Below are 19,439 nucleotides of genomic sequence, written 5' to 3' on the forward strand. Positions count from 1 at the left end.
ATCCCACTCCTCTATTTCCTTAACTGTTTTTAGTTTAACTGAATTGTATAATACATATTGTGATTTTAATCACTATTAACATGGTGTTTTTGTGAAAAATATATGAACAATGCACATTCCTTTATAAATTCTTCCTATCATTTCGACACTATTTTCTACACACTTCTCCTTGGCAAGTGCTCTTGTAAAACAACATACCCTTCATAAGCTGTATAACCAAGTATAGCCATTAATCCGATATAACAAGCAAATACTGTCCATTTCGTTTTCGTATCGACTTTATAATAATTTTCTTGTTGTCTCTTTTCTATTTCCCATTCATTTAATTTTCTTTCCGACACTTCAAATGCTTCTCTTATACGAATTGTATACTCATCTTTTTCATCTTCATATGGGACATAATCAAGTGGCTCAAACTTTGGTAAAAGGTACTCTAACACTTCGATTTTTTGAAATTCTCCCGTTTTTAATTCTTTCTCTCTTTGTCTTAATACATTCATCTCATGGTGAATCATATAAATCGTTCGATGTACCGCACCAGTTTCCTTTAGTTCCTCTTCAAGCCTAGCAACATATTCCTTCATTCCATCTATTTTATATCCTAATTCCTTAATCGGCTCATCTCTCTTTATTACTCTATATAGTTCCATACAGCCGATAATAAAAATAAATCCCCCCAAAATACTTTTGAAGTAAATAGAATAGCCGAGTAGTAAAACAAGCCCTGCTCCCCAAATTTTCGTACTTACAACTGAAATAATTCGTCCGCCATCTAATGGGGAAACTGGAATTAAGTTAAAGAAATTAATCATACTTCCAAGTAAAATAATTAGCGCCCAAAACGGCTCTTTCGTTACCATATAAAGTGGAATGGCCGGTAAAAATGAAAGCAATCCGAAAAGAGGTCCCATATATGCAATATAAGCTTCATCTTTTGCATTTTTCGGCATCTCTTTCATCCCAATAAGAGCTCCCATAAATGGAATGAAGATCGCTGGTGATGTAGGGATTCCTTTTCTTCTCGCTGCCCATAAATGCCCCATCTCATGAACAAACAACAAATAAACGAGCGCTACTCCAAACTTCCAACCATATATAACTGCGTATGCACCAAGTGATAAGAACATACTAAATACGGTTGAAAATTTTGCTAGCTTAAAAATCGCAAATATCCATTTTAACTTTGATAGTAAAAATAACCCTATTGCGACGATAATTCCCCATAATCCTTTTTTATTATTTTTCATATTCCTCTCCTTTACATCACCTTAATGAGTCATACACTCTCATCAAAGTCTATCCTTTTCTCTATTATGACATATTTTTCTCTTTTCTTAGAAATAATGTTTATATCATCCATTTTTAGCCGAAAATATAAGTGAAAGGAGGTAGAAACAAATGAAATTACAATCTCTCATAATAGGTGCCCTTTCTTTCTTAGCTTCAACTCTTATTTTTTATACAGTTAGCTACTTATTATTATTAGATTGGTTGCCAAATCACTTATTTATAGCTCTTATTATTCTTTCCGCTCTTATGATTTCTTTTCTTATTACCCGAAAATCAATGAATGAGCCATCTGCAAAAGCAAAATAATAGAGGGGGCCTTTGCCCCCTCTATTATCATTTCCTAGGAAAGTCCATATTGCTTGTATTATTTACAAACTAATAAAACTTCTAATTTACTCCGCATAAACAGACAGTAAGACTCCCACTGATTACAGTTTCACCTTATCTTTGTAAATTCATTTTTTCACCATAATCTTTTACAATTTGGATGATATTTTGAAACACCCCTAGTTTTTCTTTTTTACTATTTAATATTTGTAAATCATAATTATCATAATATGTTTCTAATGATTTTAATTGTGATAATGAAGCTTCTTTTATTGGAACAGTAATATTCACTTCATACTGCTTATATCCTTCTTTTACTTTTTCAGCTGAAATGATTTTACTCTCTTTTGCTCCAACTAATTTTCGAACTTTTTCCGGGAAGATTAATTGCAAATAATATTCTTGTTCCTTCTCCAGCTTATTGTATAGTGATTGCGAAATTGTATACCGGACCTTATAATTCATTTTCTGCTCATCTGCTTTAATATGGAATGCGGTAATCTGCATATCTTTTTTGGTCACTTCCGTTAAATTATCTATCTTCGTATCATCTTCTTTTTGATCTGAAACATTTGGGAATAAAGATAAAAGCTGTTGCGTTTCTTTTTCGGTAAGCATGTACATATCTTTCTTATATTGAATCCATCCCCGGCGATCTTCTCCTCTTAACCATGCATAATATGTTTCTATTTTCCCATTTCTACTAATTTGTATTTCATATTCCGGTTCGCCAAAGCTACCTGTTATTTCTTGTTTTTCTGCTTTGGTTATAATGTCTACCACTAACTCCGCATCCATTTTCTTTAATTTTTTTTCTTCTTTACCTTTTTGTATAACAATTACCTGTAATGGTTCTTTCACTTCATTCACGGTCTCCTCTACTTGTTTTGTTTCTTTCTTTTGCTCGGCTTGACCACACGATGCGAGTAAAATCACACATAAAACCATTAAATAATTCCCTTTCAAATCGATCCCTCTTTTCTAATAAGAAACCCTTATAACCTTCATATAAGAAACAAAAACGTGACATGATATAAAATGAGCTATACTATACACTGAAGGGAGGATTTTACAATGTCCATTAATTTTCATGATGCAAATAATAAGTACACATATGCAAATCGTAACGCACATATTTCATGGCGGGAAGCGATAAACAATATTGTAGATGTACAAAACAAACGAATAATTGATATAGGGTGTGGCGGTGGTATTTATACAAAAGAACTTGCACTTATGGGGGCTACAAACGTAATTGGACTTGATTTTTCAAAAGAAATATTACAAGCCGCAAAGGAGAATTGTAGCAGCTTCCCAAACATTTCATTTATTCACGGTGATGCACATAATATCCCGTTCCCTGATGAAACATTCGATATTGTCATTTCACGTGCAGTGATCCATCATTTACAGGACATTCCTACATTTTTAAGCGCAGCTTCTCGCATATTAAAAAAAGACGGTATGCTTATTCTACAAGATCGAACCATTGAAGATTGCATAATTCCAGGAAGCCCTGAACACATTCGTGGATATTTTTTCTCCGTCTTCCCAAAACTCATTGATACAGAAGCGAAAAGAAGACCAAAAACCACTACTATTCAGCACTTATTACAAAAGCATTCTCTTCAAGCGTTCCCCATTCAAACACAATGGGAAGTACGAAAAATTCACGATTCAGTAGAAGCATTACTACAAGATTTATCCCCTCGAACAGGTCGATCCATACTGCACGAATTAACGGATAATGAACTTTCTCAACTTCTACATCATATTCAAACAGCATTACAAAACCGCTCTCCTATTATCGAAAGAGATCGTTGGACAATTTGGAGTGCTTTGAAATTGTAAGGAAGGAAGCCTCACAAAAATAATGTGAGGCTTCCTTCTTTCATAATCTAATTTTGCAACACTCTTGATATCCTCCACTTCTGGCCTGTGCACTTCCACACTTCGGACATACTAAATATCTAGACTGATTTGTCAACAAACTACCTTTTTGAAAGAGTAAAACTTCTGCTTGTTTAAACGAACGCGAATAATATAACCATATAAAACCACATATAGCAATAATGCCAAATAATACTCCCATCGCAAACATTTCAGTCACCTCTTTTGGTTTGTTCTTTCCAGCAAGTGGATTGTTGTATTATTCTCTGCAAATTCAAATGATTCCTTCTTTACTCCTATAAATATCGATTTTCTCCATAAACTTTACAATTCTCTATAATGTTTTACACCATTTTTACAAATAACATTAAACCTTATATTATCCGCTATATTTCTACATGAAAATATATTTCCCAAAAAATATGTTGACTTTCTAAAAAAAACATGTGAAAATACTGTCAGAATACTTGAATAAAAATTCATTGACGAGAACGAGTACGTTATAGGGCTGTTCCCCAGAGAGTTGGCATTTTGCTGAAAGCCAATGCTCAGTTCGTAACCGAAAATCATCTCCGAGAAGTAGAACCGAATGCTGAAGTAAGTTCTTACCGGCCGTCCCCCGTTACAAGGAACACGTATCATGTTGTACGTTGCAAAGCCGTATACATATAGATATATTTCTACATGTATAAATTAGGGTGGTATCGCGGGTAAATATAACTCGTCCCTTTCTTCAGGGACGAGTTTTTTGTGTTCTTACAATGAATTTACAAAAAGGAGGAAAAACAATGAACACTGTATCAAAAAAACATATTTTTTTCACAGGTCTTATGCTATTTTCTTTATTTTTTGGGGCAGGAAATTTAATTTTCCCTCCTATGCTTGGACAAAATGCTGGTGAAAACTTTTGGCCAGCAATGATTGGCTTTTTACTAACAGGGGTCGGTTTGCCGTTACTAACTGTTATCGCTATTTCTTTAACAGGAAATGGAATGCAACAACTTGCAAGTCATGTTCACCCATTATTCGGAATTTTCTTTACTGTAGTTGTATACATTGCAATCGGTCCATCTATGGGAATTCCACGTGTCGCTAACGTCGCTTATGAAATGGGAGTTAGTTCTTTCTTACCAGAAACTATTCGCTCTAGCAGCCTAGCACTATTTTTATACACGGTCATCTTCTTTGCTATCGTATTTTGGCTTAGTTTAAATCCTTCTAAGCTCGTCGATCGTATCGGAAATATATTAACACCTATTTTACTATTCTCTATTTTCTTATTATTTGTCAAAAGTGTATTTTCACCACTTGGGCAATCAGGACCAGCAATGCAAGAGTATCAAACTTCTCCAATTTTCAAAGGTTTTATGGAAGGATACTTAACGATGGATACCATTTCAGCACTTGCATTTGGAATTATCGTTGTAAATGCTATTCGCTCAAAAGGTGTGAATGACCGTAAGTCAATTGCCATTGCAACAGCAAAAGCGGGACTTATTGCCGCTACTGGTCTCGTACTTGTATACGGTGCACTTGGCTGGCTCGGTGCTACAAGCATCTCTCTCGGATACGCAAAAAATGGTGGACAGCTACTTACTGTTATCGTACAGCAATTATTCGGTCCATACGGTCTGATCCTACTATCTCTTATCGTTTCACTCGCTTGCTTAACAACATGTGTTGGACTTGTATCTGCATGCAGTCAATATTTCTCAACATTATTAACAAAATTTTCATACAAAACATTAGCAAGTATCATTTGCGCGTTAGGATTATTAGTTGCCAACTTAGGCTTAACAAAAATTATCGCAATCTCCGTTCCTATTTTACTTGTTGTATATCCAATTGCAATTGTACTCGTGTTACTATCGTTACTTCATAAATATTTCGGTGGATATCGATTTGTTTATGTAGGTGCTTTAATTGGAGCCGCAGTTGTGAGCGTATTTGATGGATTAAAACAAGGGAATATTCCTGTTTCATTTATCACATCTTATTTCGAGTTTATTCCATTATATAATGAAGGTATCGGCTGGTTAATACCAGCATTAGTTGGGGCTATTATCGGTCTTGCTATCGCAAAGCTAAGTGGTGCAAAAGCAGTACCATTAACGGATCATTCATCTGAATCGAAAGCATCATAAAAAAACTCCCGTTTTGGGAGTTTTTTACATTTGATAAGAAATATGATTAAAGCTACTTACTTTGCAAGCTTTCGTATAGTAATCAATATTCGTATCCACTGTTTCTACTTTTACAACATCATAGCAATCTTCTTGCTTTACTAGGAATAAATAATATTCTTCCGTCGCCTCGATAATTGCAATACGATCTGTTTCAATATCATATTGTTCACAAAGTGCTTGCAACGCATTCACATAGTTACCTAATTTTTTCGTTTTATCCATTCCAAATATCGTTTGAACTAACATACACTCTCTCCCCTTTGTATGTACTGTTAACACCTTAATGATAACGCTTACATAATTAACCGTCAACAAAAAGCTTTGACCATATATAGTCAAAGCCTCCTTCTTATTTCGTCAATTGATGTCTAAATGCATAAATAACCGCCTGTGTACGGTCACTTACATTTAGCTTATTTAATATATTACTCACATGTGTCTTTACTGTTTTGAGGGCAATAAACAACTCATCTGCAATCTCTTGATTACTTTTCCCCTCTGCAATTAATAACAAAATTTCAAACTCTCTTTCTGTTAACTCTTCATGCAAAGGTTGTTCTTTCTTTTGACGCATACGAGACATCATTTTGCCAGTAACTTTCGGCTCTAATACCGTTTCCCCATCATAAGTAGCTCGTACAGCGTCTGCAATATCACTCGCTCTTGATGTTTTTAATAAATAACTTGTCGCTCCCGCCTCAATAACAGGGTACAACTTTTCATCATCTAAAAAACTCGTTACAACTACAATTTTCGCTTCTGGCCATTCTTGAATAATTGCACGCGTTGCTTCAACCCCGTCCATCTCATCCATGACAAGGTCCATTAAAATAATATCCGGTCTTAATTGCAAAGCTAACTCTGAACCTTTTCTTCCATTTTCAGCTTCTCCAACTACTTCAATATCTGGCTGCGTTGATAAATATGCCGATACACCCATTCGAACCATTTCATGATCATCAACTAGTAATACTTTTATCATGATTCTCCCCCTCTCTCAATCATAATCGGTACTTTCACTTCTATTTGCGTACCTTTATTTGGAAAACTAAGAACCTTTAATGTACCACCAATTTCATGAACTCGTTCTTGCATTGATCTTAAACCGTATGAACCTGCCTTATTAACCCCAACTTTAAAACCAACACCATCATCAATAATTTTCAAAATCGCATATTGATCAATTTTGCGTAGGCGTACTTCGGTTTTCTTTGCCTTTGCATGCCGTAAAGTATTAGACAGAGCCTCTTGTACAATACGGAATAAATGATCTTCTACACCTTTTTTTAATTGAATCGGTTCAATTAACCATTCAATTTTCATATGCTGCTTTCTAGACAGTTCTGTTAATAATTCTTCTATACCCTCTGTTAGTTTCTTACCTTCTAACTGCACTGGGCGTAAATGAAGGAGCAATGCTCTCATTTCTGATTGTGCATTTACAACCATATTCTCAACAAGTTGCAACTGCTTTTTCGTCGTGTCTGGAATTTCAGCTACTTGTTCATTAATAGCTGACATCATCATCGACATTGCAAAAAGCTGCTGACTTACAGAATCATGTAGCTCCCTCGCCAATCGATGCCTTTCTTGGGAAATCGCTTCTTGTCTCATCTCTTCATTCCAATGAGCTCGTTCATTCGTTACTTTTTGAAATAGCCCAGCTTGCTCCTCTAATCGACGAGCAAGACCGATTACTTTTCGTTCCACTTCATGAAATTCATCATCCGCAGTAAACGAAACATCACTCGGAAAATTCCCTCGCTCTACTTCAAATAGAAAAGTATTTAATCCTTGTATACGCTGCTCTATATAATAACCGATTGCATAGCCTATAATTCCTCCGATAAGAAGACTAGTACTCATAATAAACAAGCCAATTGGAACAGAAGCAATGGATTCTTTCCATAGTAAATCATAAACTTGTTGCTCGCTTTTCCATACATATACAATTGTACAGATGAGTGCGATACTCACAGAGGACAACATAGAATAACGAATATACATCCACGAAATATTCTTTTGTTTTTTCATTATACTTTCCTCACTTCCGTATCGCCTACGACAAGCGAAGAAATAATTTTGATACGGCGAGGAGCTTCTTTATACTGTTCCGTTCTAAACGTAACAGTACGGTTAAATCCTGTTTCCTCGTGCCCTGGCAGGAGCACTCGCCCAACAATAACAGAATGATTTAAAGACAATTCAATGTCATACGGAACATATAAACGAATGTTACCAATGACTCCCCGAATAACAATTACCGTTTCTCCCTCTGGAACCATCGCGGTTGTTAAATCAATCTCGACATCACAAGCACCATATTGGACGTTAATATCCTCAAGTTCATAAATATGATCCATCATTCGTACATTACCTACGAACATATTTTTTATATACGATTCTGTACGATATATTTGTTTTTCTTCATCTATATATCCCTTTTCTTTAATTTCAACTTTCATTGCTTTTTGCCGATGTCCTTGTTGAATCAGTTGATAACCAATTAAAGCTAAACAAGCAAATACAACAAGTACGAATGCTGCTGATGAAAATAAGAAGAATAGAAATACAATGCCACCAACAAATAAAAATACATTTCCTCTTACATAACGGTTCTTCTTTCGATAATGTCTCCCAAACATAATCATAATAAATGCAAAAATTAGACCACCTGGTTCAAAATGTCCAAGTATCATATCAAGAAAAAGACCAAATCCAAATATGATGAGGAGCATCCCCATTAATTGTGTTTTTGAAAAATGCTTCTTCATTTCAGCTCCCCCCCTCTTTGTCACATATACATAGAAGAAAAGGCATTGCTTTCCAACACCTTTTCTTCTATCACTATATCATAAGCCTGTTTTATTATATACTACAATTATTTTGTTACTTCTTTCGTTAACGATACTTCACTTTTTTCTTTCATTTCACGCTCAAGTTTTGCAATTTTCATATCAAATGTGTCGCGCTCATGCTCTTCATTTATACGAATCTCTAAGTCACGAATGTGATCTTCAATTTCTTCGAATCGTAAGAACGGATTATTTTCATCCATTTTATGCATAGCAGTATTCATACGACGGTTTGCATGTGCCATATTTTCACGTGCCATGAGTTCCATACGCTTTGCATTCATTTCTTTTAATTTATTTTTCATTTCTGAAAGACGACGCTCTAGCTCATCAATTTGTTCTACAACTCCTGCATACATTTCCTCTAAGCGAGTTACTTGCCCTTCATAATACGCTACTTCCTCTAATGCACGTTCATGTAATTGTAATTCTCCTGCTTCTTGTGCGATGATAGCTTGCTTTGATCTTTTATTAACGAAATAACGTGCTTGCTCAAGCTCACGAGCAAAGTTAGATTTTAATGTTTTATGACGCTGAATTAACTTCTCAATTTTCGTTATTTCACGCTCACTATCGCGTAAATATTGGTTTAACATAGCAATTGGATTTTTTCTTTCTTTCTCATCTAGCACATTATGAAAATCAGCTAAAATTGCATCGCGTACACGTCCGAATAAAGATTGTTTCATTATAATCTTCCTCTCTTCTACTTTATAATTTGATTTATTTTGTATTAGTTTTTCATTAACTTGTTCCACTCATCTTCAAAGTTGCTATATGGTTTAGAACTTTCTGGAGCAGAATCAACAACTACATTTTTTTCTTTTTTCCACTCACGGTATCCATAGTATAAAACTACTAATGCTACGATACCGATTAATGCTGGGGAATGAGAAAGGGCGATGGACAAGCCGATTAAACCAACAATACCCCAAGCTAACTTTCCAAAAAATGATTGTGCTCGCACAAATGATTTATAGCTCCAGTACACAACTCCTGCTCCGATTGCGAATCCTACAATACCAGCAAGACTACCAAGAGCAATTAAAGCCAAAATGCCGGCCGCGATAAACGCTAGAAATTGTTTCATCTTGTGCTTGCCTCCCTTCGATTTGATACTCTTATCTTAACTATTTTTTCATTTTTCCATAACGAGCTTAAGAACTGTTTTCGACTCAGACTTAAGACCGAGTTGAATTCAGCCTTTTGTAAAATAGATATTCCTCTCAACAACATAAGACAAGTTGATAAACACTTTTATCCCGTTAATGCCCGATTGATGAGGACTAATAATCAGTAGGTATAGGTGCTGAATCCCCACCACCAATTAAAACTTCACTTTATTACACATAAAAAGCCGTTCAGAGAATGCTCTCTGAACGGCTTCAGTTGCTACTAATAAAATTCATAGTTGATTACGCTGTTTTATGATACTCTTTTTTCTCCGCATCCTTCGAAAAACGCGGGAAACCAATTAAAATCGAAATGATGCCACATACTCCAACTAATATTGGATAAAATGCATAAGGTAACAATTCAATTGGAGATAATGCAGCAAATCCTGCCGCTGTTAACATTTGAGCACCGTACGGAATTAATCCTTGTACACAGCAGGAGAAAAGATCTAATACACTCGCTGATTTACGTGGATCAATTTCATATTGATCCGCAATATTCTTCGCAAGCGGACCTGTAAAAATGATAGAGATTGTATTATTTGCTGTACACATATTCGTCATACTCACTAAACCAGCAATTCCAAACTCTGCTCCTTTTTTCGAACGAATATTACGCGTTAAAAGATTCATTAAATATTGAATACCACCATTATGCTGGATAAGTTCAACCATACCACCGATTAAAATTGCAAGTAATACTAATTCCATCATACTGCCCATTCCAGTCGTTACACTTTTAAAGAAACTCTCTAACGTATAACTTCCATCTATGAGACCGATAACACCAGATAGTACAGTTCCGCCTGTTAACACGATAAGTACATTCCAACCAAGTAATGCTGTAACAAGTACACCTGCATATGGTAAAATCTTCACCCAATCAAATGTATGAGCTTTAATTTCTGTATCACTTCCTAAAGTAATCATTACTAATAGTACAATTGTAATGATTGCAGCTGGCAATACAATTAAAAAGTTCGTTTTAAACTTATCTTTCATTTCTGTTCCTTGCGACCTTACAGCTGCAATTGTTGTATCAGAAATAAATGATAAATTATCACCAAACATCGCACCACCAACAACAGTCGCCATCGTTAGTGCAATTGAGATATCAGTTTGCCCACTAATACCTACAGCAATTGGCGCTAATGCAGCAATAGTTCCCATTGAAGTTCCCATCGCTAATGAAATAAATGCCCCTATAACAAAAATTCCAGCAACGATAAACCCTTGTGGTAAAATAGATAACGCTAAGTTAACTGTAGAATCAACTCCGCCCATTCCTTTTGCTGTTTCAGAAAACGCCCCTGCAAGTACAAAGATTAATACCATAATCATAATATCCGGATTTCCTGCACCTTTTGCAAATCGTTCCACTTTCACATTAAAGCTTTCTTTACGATTCATCGCTAAAGCAATTCCTACAGCAATTGAAATCGCTACAAGTATCGGCAATTTATAGAAATCACCTGTAATAATTCCAGAACCAATAAATAGCGCCAAAAATATTCCAAGTGGTAATAATGCTAAACCATTTCCTCTCGTTTCTTTCAAAGTATCATCTCTCCCTAGTTTTCAACCTTTTCTAATGAACAACAAAAGACCTCTTCCAACGAGAAGAGGTCTTATACATCTATAAGAAACGCTCTTCTCATCTTTCAAGCACATGCTTGCTGGATTTGGCACAGCACTCTAAAATCGAGTCCGCTGCCGAGGCATCGTAGGGCCAGTCCCTCCGCCTCTCTTTATAAGAAGGTTTCATATTTATTTTTTAATAATAATTTCTTTCCTAACTTTACTCGCTTACAAAACAAAAGTCAATTATTTTTTGTATAGATTTTTTTGGTAATTATACAAAAACGTGAATACATCAATCATTTTAACTTTTCGATCTCTTTATCTATTATTGAAATCCAATAAAATTCTCCCTTTTTTATCGCTGCTACAATCCATTTTGTTATATGCCAAGCTAATTCATATTCTTCCTTAGTAATATCACCCATACTATAGGCATCCTCTAACTCGTCTTCATCCAATACATAAATCTCACCGTTCGGTAACAATACTACATCTAAATATAAATCATCAAAATAAGGTAAACCACGCTCGTCTATTTTATATTCTTTCGTCACGTCGATATAATATTGCACTATTTTTTTTTGATCGTCTAACATAGCTGTAATTGCAAAGTTTTTCCCGTTTATAAAATACTGCATCCATGTATACTCATCACCTGCAATGCAAAGTTCTTTACCTTTGTATTCTTTATAACTAGGCTCTCTCACCTTTTTTATATTCAGTACTCCTAACATGCCTTCTTCAACTTGTTTTACTGTGTATGTCTTCTCTACTAATCGCTTCCACGTAGAACCATCACCGTACTTACGTTTCATAACTTTCTCTCCTCTTCTACATACAGAAAAGCTCTCACATATTATGTGAGAGCTTTATAAATCATAATTAAGCCGCTTGACCCTTTTCAGAAATCTCTTTTAAATAAGCTTGTCCTTTTTCAGCGTCATATTGACCTTCCCACTTAGACATAACTACAGCTGCTAAAGAGTTACCTACAACGTTAACTGCTGTACGAGCCATATCTAGAATACGGTCAATACCTGCAATAAATGCTAAACCTTCAGCTGGAATACCTACTGTACCAAGTGTCGCTAATAATACAACGAATGATACGCCTGGTACACCCGCAATACCTTTTGATGTAACCATTAGTACAAGTAATAATGTAATTTGTTGTGTAATGGATAAATCAATACCGTACATTTGCGCTAAGAAAATTGCCGCAATTGCTTGATATAAAGTTGATCCATCTAAGTTAAATGAATAACCTGTCGGAATAACGAAAGATGTAATTGCTTTCGGACAACCGAATTTCTCCATTTTCTCCATAAGTTTCGGTAAAACCGTTTCTGAGCTCGCAGTAGAATACGCTAAAATAAGCTCATCTTTTAAGATTTTGAAGAATTGGAAAATATTAATTCCAAATAGTTTTGCCGTAAGTCCTAATACAACTACGACGAAGAAAATCATGGATCCATAAACGACGATTACTAATTTCCCTAATGGAATTAATGAAGCTAAACCAAACGTTGAAACTGTAACACCAATTAATGCGAATACACCAAATGGTGCAAATTTCATAACTTGGTTCGTTACGTAAAACATCGCATCTGCTACACCTTGGAAAAATTGAAGAACCGGTCTTCCTCTTTCACCAACCGCCGCAACTCCTAAACCAAATAGTACAGAGAAGAAAATAATGGCAAGCATATCGCCATCAACCAATGATTTCATAATATTCGTCGGAACGATATTTACAAATGTATCTGCAAACGAATGACTTTGCACTTGAGCTGTTGTTTCTGCATATTTAGAAATATCAGTCTTCGTTAATTGATCCATATTCACGCCTTTTCCTGGTTGGAAGATATTCGCTACCAGTAGGCCAACAACAATCGCAATCGTTGTAATAATTTCGAAGTAAATAATTGTCTTTCCGCCTAATCGACCTAGCTTTTTCACATCACCAACGCCTGCAACCCCAACAATGATGCTCGCTACGACAATCGGTACAACAATCATTTTAATTAATCTGATGAAAATATCACCAATTGGTTTTAAGTATCCTACAACTGTGCTATCGCCATAAAAAATTGCCCCAACCGCGATACCAAGCGCAAGTCCTATTAAAATTTGCCATGCAAGTCCTATCCTTTTCATACTTGCTGCAACCCCCTCTTTGATGCATTAACTCTACCCTTCTCTCGTTCTATGAAACTAAGAAATTAAGAGTATTACATATTATTCGACAATTCACTACATTTTGTCCCTGTTAAAAATCATAAATCAAAAATTAAAATCTGACAACAAAATAACTTTGCACGAACACAAATAATTTTCTTGACAAAAACAAACCCCATGTCAGAAAACCTAACATGAGAACGATTCCTCACCATTGATTTATAGGTTTTTAAAGTAATGTTTCACCATCGAAAACTCCATCATTTCCCATGTTTTTTTTTAGAACAAAATAGAAAACGGTACATTTTTGTATGCATTCAAAATTTTAACTTTATGACAAACACTACGAAAAGATACTAAATTCCGACAAAGCTTAGCAATTTTATAAAGTTTTCTTTACATTATGATTACAACGATAGACACCCTTCTTCTTCTTATGATATATACATTCATAGGGAAAGGAGCAAGACAACAATGAAAAAGAGATTTGCAGCATTTAGTGTTTTAGCAGCTGGAACGATTTTCGTTTCCCCGTTACTTTCACCCGTATACGCTGAAACGAATGAAAATAAATTATCTAATATTCAATCTGAATTAGAAGGCAAACAAAATGACTTACAAAATAAATCAGCTGAGAAAGAACAAATAGAAAAAGAAATCCAGGAATTACAAAAGAAAATCGACGAATTAACTACTTCTATTAATAAAAACGAAGCTGAATTAAACGATACAAAAAAAGAAATTAGCAAAACACAGCAAGTTATTATTGAAAAAAAGAAACATATAGAGCAATTACAAACGAACATAGATACACGTCAGGAAGTTATTAAACAACGACTACAATCTATGCAAGAAAAACCTCGCACCAATATCATTACAGAAGTATTAACAAGTTCTGCAAATATTGCTGATTTAGTTGATAATCTGTACTCCGTAAGTTTAATTTTAAACAACGATACAGATATTGTGAAAAAACAAACAACTGATCAAAATACTGTGACGACAGAAAAAGAGGCTGTTGAGAAAAAAGAGCAACAACTGAAAGAAGCTGAACAAAAATTAGAGCATAAGCAACAAGAGTTACAAAATAACCAACAACAGCAACAAACTCTTATTAGCGATCTACATACAAAAGTAGCGAAAGTAGATTCAGAGATTGAAGGATTAGAAGAATCCAAAGGTATTTTAGAAAATCAGCGTCAAGCTGTTCAAAAAGCAATTGAAGAAGAAAAACGCGCAGAAGAAGCTCGTAAAGCTGAAGAGGCACGTAAGGCTGAAGAAGCTCAGAAACAAGCTACTACATCTGCTCAAGCTGCCCCAACACCACACGATACAAATATCGGTGGATTTATTAAACCAGCGGCCGGATCGAAAACCTCTGGATTTGGCGCACGTTCTTTAGATAACCATAAAGGAATTGACATCGCCGCTTCGGGAACGGTTCCAATTATTGCCGCTGCAGATGGCGTCGTTATCCGTTCAGAATTATCATCTAGTTACGGAAACGTTGTGTACTTATCTCACCGTATAAACGGAAAAACATATACGACAGTATATGCACATATGAGTAGCCGTTCCGTATCGAATGGACAAACTGTAAAACAAGGCGATCAACTTGGATTTATGGGGAATACCGGTCAATCATACGGACAGCATTTACACTTCGAACTTCACCTTGGAGAATGGAATGTCGGTAAAACAAACGCAGTTGATCCATCTCCTTATATTGGATTATAAAAAACTCGGTGCATACCGAGTTTTTTTACTACCACTTCACACTTTATAGGCATTTCACATAGACTACAACTAAATGCCTATATTTTGCGGGGGGATAAATATGAATACACAATTACAAGAAGAAATAGAAGAAGCTAGAGAAACATACATCGGCCGACTATTTACATTCGGCGGCTCAGTATTATTTTTAATCGGATCCTTCATTGCAGTTGTTGCCGCTTATAAAGCATATAATCGTTTATTAAATACACCTACAACATAATAAAAAGACGGAGAAATCTCCGTCTTTTTATTATGCAAACATTTTAAATACGCCTATCGCATTTAAAAATACGATAATTATAGTTACTGGAATTATATAACGTAATAAGAAAAACCAAATATTAAACAATGTTTTCCCTTTCGTTTCCGTAACTTCTAATTCTTTCATTAATAACTCTTTACTCATTTTATTTGGTACGAATAGCGAAATGGCTAGTACCCCTAATGGCAGCAACACATTACTTACCGAAAAATCGACGAAATCAAAGAATGTCTTCCCAAATATTTTCACATCACTCATAACTCCAAACGATAATGCCGATGGAATTCCAACTGCAAAAATAAGAATACCAATTAATAGCGATGCTGACGGACGCTTCTTCTCATTATCTTTCGCAACAGATGCTACTACAATTTCAAGCATTGAAATCGCAGATGTTAAAGTCGCAAAGAAGAATAACACTAAAAACATAATAAAGAAAAATTGTCCAAATGGTATTTTTGCAAATACAGCAGGAAGGACGATAAATAGCAGCCCTGGTCCCTCGGTCGGCTTAACTCCTAATGCGAAAATCGCTGGGAAAATCGCTAATCCTGCAAGTACTGTAATAAAAACAGTTAAACTTACAATAGATGTTGCTGACTTAGCTAAGTGCTCTTCTTTCTTTAAATACGAGCTATACGTTACCATTACAGAGGCACCTACCGTTAGTGAGAAGAAAGATTGTCCCATCGCATATAAAATCGTATCTGCTGTAAGCTTTGAAAAATCTGGTTTTAAGAAGAACTCTACCCCAGCAAAAGCACCATCAAGTGTTAACGCACGAATAATGATAGCAATAAATAAAATAAATAATAGCGGCATCATGTATTTACTTGCTTTTTCTATGCCCTTCTCTACACCTTTACTAACAACAAAAATAGTGCAAAGCATAAAGATGAATTGTGCTCCAATAGCACTTACTGGATTTGAAATTGTTTCACCAAACAATTGCCCATAATCGACCACTCCGTTCCAGAAGCTACCTGTGACACTATAGTATAAATAAAGTAAAATCCATCCACCTACAACACTATAGAAAGATAGTACGCTAAAACAAGTAACAACTCCCATACGACCAATCCAAGGATACAACTTACTATTTGGTACTAATAGTTTATAAGCTGTAACCGCCTCTTTTTGAGTACTACGCCCAATAACAAACTCAGCTAAAAGAAGAGGCATACCAATAAATAAAGTTAGTAATAAGAATACAAGGAAGAATGCGCCTCCCCCACCATTACCTGCAACATATGGAAACTTCCATATCGCACCAAGACCTACTGCGGCTCCGGCTGCTGCGAGTACAAAGCCAATTTTCGACGTCCATTGCTGTGTTTCTTTCATCATAATTTCTCCTTTTCTGAATATTTAAACTTTTATTAATTATACACTTTCATTTCATACTCGCACACCTCCTTTAGAAAATAAAAAAGTCCCCTACACGCAAATATGCATGTAGAGGACGATATATGTAATGTAAATACCGTGGTACCACCTCAATTGGATTGATAAATCCCACTTGTTCAAGTACAGGAAAATTCCGATACTCTATCCTTTTAACGGCGGAACCCGGGTTGCCTACTGCAATGTTCAGCATACCTCTCGCAAGCCCATTCTGTATATTTTATCGTACCGGGCTCACACCTTACCCCAGCTCTCTGAACGCATCAAATATACGTACTCTTCTTGCTCATCGATTTCATCTATTGAAGTTACTTGTGATTATAAATTATATTCTTATAGTTGTAAAGTACAATTTACTCATTATCCTATATGAACTTTTCTCTCTAATTCTTGTAAAAACAATTCTCTTTTTTGTTCATTTTGAACATATACCGCCTTTAATACTTCTTGTAATAATATATTTCTCTGTCGCTTCTCTACTTGTAATTCTTTCACTCTTATTCTTACTTCATATAAAAAATCAAGATACGTTTCATACGTCTCATCATATTTATTTGCGATATCGTCACGAATTTTTTTCGCAAGTTTCGGGCTTGCTCCGCCTGTAGAAACAGCTACATTAAGTAGCCCACGATGAAACGCTGCTGGAAAATGAACATTTCCACTTTCCGGATTTGTAATAACATTTACCAATTGATTCACTGCAGCATCTTTAGCAACTTGTTCATTTAGTACCGAATCGCTAGTCGCCGCGACTACTAAAAAAGCATCTTTAATATCACTTTTTTCATATTCCCTTTGATACCAACGAATTTGCTTTTCTTCTACAAATTTTACTAAATTCGTATCTAATTCTGTACTTACCACAACGATATCCGCACCTTGTTTTAGTAAAGGAATAATTTTAAATCCTGCTACTTTTCCCCCGCCAATGACAACAACACGTTTCTTATCAACTCGCACTGTAAGTGGATACATATTGATCTCCCTTCAATATTTCCTCTGTTTTCTGAATTAACATATCTCGAAACGCTACATTCTTCCCTAAATATGGACTTGTTTTTATCTCTTCCGACTCATATTGACGCACTTCTTTCTCAATATGTTTCATGAGCAAGCCTGTAAATAATAAGTAAGGTAACACAACAATGTTCCGTTCTTTTTGTTCTACAATTTCTTTCAACTTCTCATCAAACTTTGGCTCCGCGGCTGCTAAATAACAAACTTCCACCTTTATAATGTTCTTTTCTTTTTGAAATAAAGAAGAAATCCACTTTATATCTTGTAAAGTTTGAGGATCACTACTTCCTCGTGCAACAAGCAAAAGTGTTACTTCTTCTTTAATACCCATTCCGTTATATACCGCCTTTACAAGCACTTCTGATACACCAAATGGATTACCATAAACTATTTTGATATTCGGATATTGCTCGTTTAACTTTCGTAATTCAAGCGGAATATCTTCCTTCACATGTCCTGCCGCTAATAAAAAAACAGGGATCGCGACAATCTCTGTAGCACCACGCTTCACACATGTACGAAATCCTTCATCAATAGATGGACTCGCTAGCTCTAAAAAACAAACTTCTTGAATATTTGCCTCTACACGGCTCATACATGACGTAATGAATTGAATCGCCTCTTCTTTTGCCGCTTTCAAACGGCTTCCGTGACATATATATAAGACAGCTTTCATATTACAACACTCCGCTTACTTGATATGCATTTTCCATTTGCTTCTCAAACCAATGTATCTTTTCTCTAAAACGGACAACTTCTCCAATAACAATCATACTTGGATTTTGAATTTGTTCTTTTTTAGCAACTTCTACTATCGTTCCTAACGTCCCTGTAACCGTACGTTGCATAGATGTCGTCCCCCACTCAATAATAGCAGCAGGTGTACTCTTTTCTTTTCCGTACTTTATAAGTTGTTCACATATGTAGGGTAAATTACTAACCCCCATATAGACAGCTAATGTATCTACACCTTTCGCTAAGTTCTCCCATTTCATTTCTTCCTCAGCACCTTCTTTTCTATGCCCCGTCACAACGGCAAAACTTGCACTTGCATCGCGATGCGTCACTGGAATTCCAGCATAAGCAGGAGCAGCTATGCCTGCTGAAATGCCAGGAATAATTTCAAATGAGATACCTTGCTTTGCCAATGCTTCAGCTTCTTCTCCACCTCTTCCAAATACAAATGGATCCCCGCCCTTTAGTCTCGTTACAACTTTTCCTTTTTTCGCATATTTAACAAGAAATGTGTTAATCGTTTCTTGCTTCATCGTGTGATAATTTGGGAGTTTCCCGCAATAAATTAAATCCGCTTCAGGCTTTGCATAAGAAAGCAATTCTTTATTTACAAGACGGTCGTACAATATAACATCAGCCTTCTCGATGCATCTCAACCCTTTAACAGTAATTAAATCCGGATCACCAGGACCCGCTCCGACGATATAAACCTTCCCCATCATCTCTCCTCATTTCTATTATTAAAGTGAAACTTCCA

Annotated in this window: 21 protein-coding genes, 1 riboswitch and 2 other annotated features; of the genes, 5 read left to right on the top strand and 16 right to left on the bottom strand. The window is 35.6% G+C overall.

Translation table 11 applies throughout. The annotated features are described in order from the left end of the window. Positions 1-155: 155 nt before the first annotated feature. A complete protein-coding gene (locus ACTFQM_RS08175; RefSeq protein ID WP_048370496.1) occupies positions 156-1,247 on the bottom strand; it encodes a site-2 protease family protein in 1,092 nt (363 codons plus the stop codon). 151 nt (positions 1,248-1,398) lie between these two features. Between ACTFQM_RS08175 and ACTFQM_RS08180 the strand changes: the two genes are divergently transcribed. Next, a complete protein-coding gene (locus tag ACTFQM_RS08180; protein WP_002171096.1) occupies positions 1,399-1,596 on the top strand; it encodes a hypothetical protein in 198 nt (65 codons plus the stop codon). Positions 1,597-1,731: 135 nt separating this feature from the next. Here ACTFQM_RS08180 and ACTFQM_RS08185 read toward each other — a convergent pair whose 3' ends face one another. Further along, positions 1,732-2,583 carry a hypothetical protein gene (locus ACTFQM_RS08185; protein ID WP_440034011.1) on the bottom strand — a complete coding sequence of 284 codons (852 nt, stop codon included), beginning with the start codon at positions 2,581-2,583 and terminating at the stop codon, positions 1,732-1,734. Positions 2,584-2,691: 108 nt separating this feature from the next. On the opposite strand from ACTFQM_RS08185, the gene ACTFQM_RS08190 reads away from it, so the two are divergent. Next, entirely contained in the window at positions 2,692-3,468 is a 777-nt protein-coding gene (locus ACTFQM_RS08190; RefSeq protein ID WP_440034012.1) for a class I SAM-dependent methyltransferase, read from the top strand. A 40-nt stretch (positions 3,469-3,508) separates the two neighbouring features. Here the strand turns inward: ACTFQM_RS08190 and ACTFQM_RS08195 are convergent, their stop codons facing one another. After that, positions 3,509-3,718: a hypothetical protein gene (locus tag ACTFQM_RS08195; protein ID WP_002171093.1), complete on the bottom strand. Its 210-nt coding sequence runs from the start codon at positions 3,716-3,718 to the stop codon at positions 3,509-3,511. 262 nt (positions 3,719-3,980) lie between these two features. Continuing rightward, positions 3,981-4,239, top strand: a binding site (T-box leader). Between the two features lie 56 nt (positions 4,240-4,295). On the opposite strand from ACTFQM_RS08195, the gene brnQ3 reads away from it, so the two are divergent. Then, positions 4,296-5,651 carry a branched-chain amino acid transport system II carrier protein BrnQ3 gene (brnQ3, locus tag ACTFQM_RS08200; protein WP_440034013.1) on the top strand — a complete coding sequence of 452 codons (1,356 nt, stop codon included), beginning with the start codon at positions 4,296-4,298 and terminating at the stop codon, positions 5,649-5,651. Between the two features lie 24 nt (positions 5,652-5,675). Here brnQ3 and ACTFQM_RS08205 read toward each other — a convergent pair whose 3' ends face one another. The 9 genes from ACTFQM_RS08205 to gltP form a co-directional block, all read right to left on the bottom strand. After that, on the bottom strand, positions 5,676-6,032 hold the full coding sequence (locus tag ACTFQM_RS08205; RefSeq protein WP_116500498.1) for a DUF3992 domain-containing protein: 357 nt from the start codon (positions 6,030-6,032) through the stop codon (positions 5,676-5,678). Between the two features lie 10 nt (positions 6,033-6,042). Further along, positions 6,043-6,675, bottom strand: a complete 633-nt coding sequence (locus tag ACTFQM_RS08210) for a response regulator (protein WP_025147280.1) — start codon at positions 6,673-6,675, stop codon at positions 6,043-6,045. Beyond that, positions 6,672-7,727, bottom strand: coding sequence for a sensor histidine kinase (locus ACTFQM_RS08215; RefSeq protein ID WP_071721204.1), 1,056 nt, complete (start codon positions 7,725-7,727; stop codon positions 6,672-6,674). Before ACTFQM_RS08215 ends, ACTFQM_RS08210 begins: the two co-directional genes overlap by 4 nt. After that, on the bottom strand, positions 7,727-8,467 hold the full coding sequence (gene liaF / locus ACTFQM_RS08220) for a cell wall-active antibiotics response protein LiaF (RefSeq protein ID WP_440034014.1): 741 nt from the start codon (positions 8,465-8,467) through the stop codon (positions 7,727-7,729). Before liaF ends, ACTFQM_RS08215 begins: the two co-directional genes overlap by 1 nt. A 107-nt stretch (positions 8,468-8,574) precedes the next feature. Then, the gene (locus ACTFQM_RS08225) at positions 8,575-9,237 is read right to left on the bottom strand and encodes a PspA/IM30 family protein (RefSeq protein ID WP_098304335.1); all 663 of its coding nucleotides are present in this window, start codon (positions 9,235-9,237) and stop codon (positions 8,575-8,577) included. Positions 9,238-9,281: 44 nt separating this feature from the next. Continuing rightward, positions 9,282-9,638 (bottom strand): lmo0954 family membrane protein, encoded by a 357-nt coding sequence (locus ACTFQM_RS08230; protein WP_071721211.1) that lies wholly within the window; start codon positions 9,636-9,638, stop codon positions 9,282-9,284. Between the two features lie 325 nt (positions 9,639-9,963). Next, positions 9,964-11,280: a Na+/H+ antiporter NhaC family protein gene (locus ACTFQM_RS08235; protein WP_440034015.1), complete on the bottom strand. Its 1,317-nt coding sequence runs from the start codon at positions 11,278-11,280 to the stop codon at positions 9,964-9,966. A gap of 94 nt (positions 11,281-11,374) precedes the next feature. Further along, positions 11,375-11,480, bottom strand: a riboswitch (SAM riboswitch). 120 nt (positions 11,481-11,600) lie between these two features. Next, positions 11,601-12,119 carry a DUF402 domain-containing protein gene (locus ACTFQM_RS08240; protein ID WP_440034016.1) on the bottom strand — a complete coding sequence of 173 codons (519 nt, stop codon included), beginning with the start codon at positions 12,117-12,119 and terminating at the stop codon, positions 11,601-11,603. Positions 12,120-12,186: 67 nt separating this feature from the next. Beyond that, the gene (gene gltP / locus ACTFQM_RS08245; RefSeq protein WP_440034017.1) at positions 12,187-13,461 is read right to left on the bottom strand and encodes a glutamate/aspartate:proton symporter GltP; all 1,275 of its coding nucleotides are present in this window, start codon (positions 13,459-13,461) and stop codon (positions 12,187-12,189) included. Between the two features lie 495 nt (positions 13,462-13,956). Here gltP and ACTFQM_RS08250 point away from each other — a divergent pair, with 495 nt between their 5' ends. Together ACTFQM_RS08250 and ACTFQM_RS08255 are read left to right on the top strand one after the other, a co-directional pair. Further along, positions 13,957-15,219 carry a murein hydrolase activator EnvC family protein gene (locus tag ACTFQM_RS08250; RefSeq protein ID WP_440034018.1) on the top strand — a complete coding sequence of 421 codons (1,263 nt, stop codon included), beginning with the start codon at positions 13,957-13,959 and terminating at the stop codon, positions 15,217-15,219. Between the two features lie 100 nt (positions 15,220-15,319). Beyond that, positions 15,320-15,481, top strand: coding sequence for a hypothetical protein (locus ACTFQM_RS08255; RefSeq protein ID WP_440034019.1), 162 nt, complete (start codon positions 15,320-15,322; stop codon positions 15,479-15,481). 30 nt (positions 15,482-15,511) lie between these two features. Here the strand turns inward: ACTFQM_RS08255 and ACTFQM_RS08260 are convergent, their stop codons facing one another. The 4 genes from ACTFQM_RS08260 to cobA all read right to left on the bottom strand — a co-directional run bounded on the left by ACTFQM_RS08260 (position 15,512) and on the right by cobA (position 19,401). Beyond that, a complete protein-coding gene (locus tag ACTFQM_RS08260; RefSeq protein ID WP_440034404.1) occupies positions 15,512-16,867 on the bottom strand; it encodes a sodium-dependent transporter in 1,356 nt (451 codons plus the stop codon). A gap of 111 nt (positions 16,868-16,978) precedes the next feature. After that, positions 16,979-17,226, bottom strand: a binding site (T-box leader). A 61-nt stretch (positions 17,227-17,287) separates the two neighbouring features. After that, positions 17,288-17,905, bottom strand: a complete 618-nt coding sequence (locus tag ACTFQM_RS08265) for an NAD(P)-binding protein (RefSeq protein WP_440034020.1) — start codon at positions 17,903-17,905, stop codon at positions 17,288-17,290. Then, positions 17,880-18,623, bottom strand: a complete 744-nt coding sequence (locus ACTFQM_RS08270; protein WP_048370523.1) for a sirohydrochlorin chelatase — start codon at positions 18,621-18,623, stop codon at positions 17,880-17,882. Before ACTFQM_RS08270 ends, ACTFQM_RS08265 begins: the two co-directional genes overlap by 26 nt. Position 18,624: 1 nt before the next feature. Next, positions 18,625-19,401, bottom strand: coding sequence for a uroporphyrinogen-III C-methyltransferase (cobA, locus tag ACTFQM_RS08275; protein ID WP_440034021.1), 777 nt, complete (start codon positions 19,399-19,401; stop codon positions 18,625-18,627). Positions 19,402-19,439 lie beyond the last annotated feature (38 nt).

Origin of the sequence: Bacillus cereus group sp. MYBK30-2 (assembly GCF_051915945.1) — a bacterium.
Classification (GTDB): domain Bacteria; phylum Bacillota; class Bacilli; order Bacillales; family Bacillaceae_G; genus Bacillus_A; species Bacillus_A paramycoides.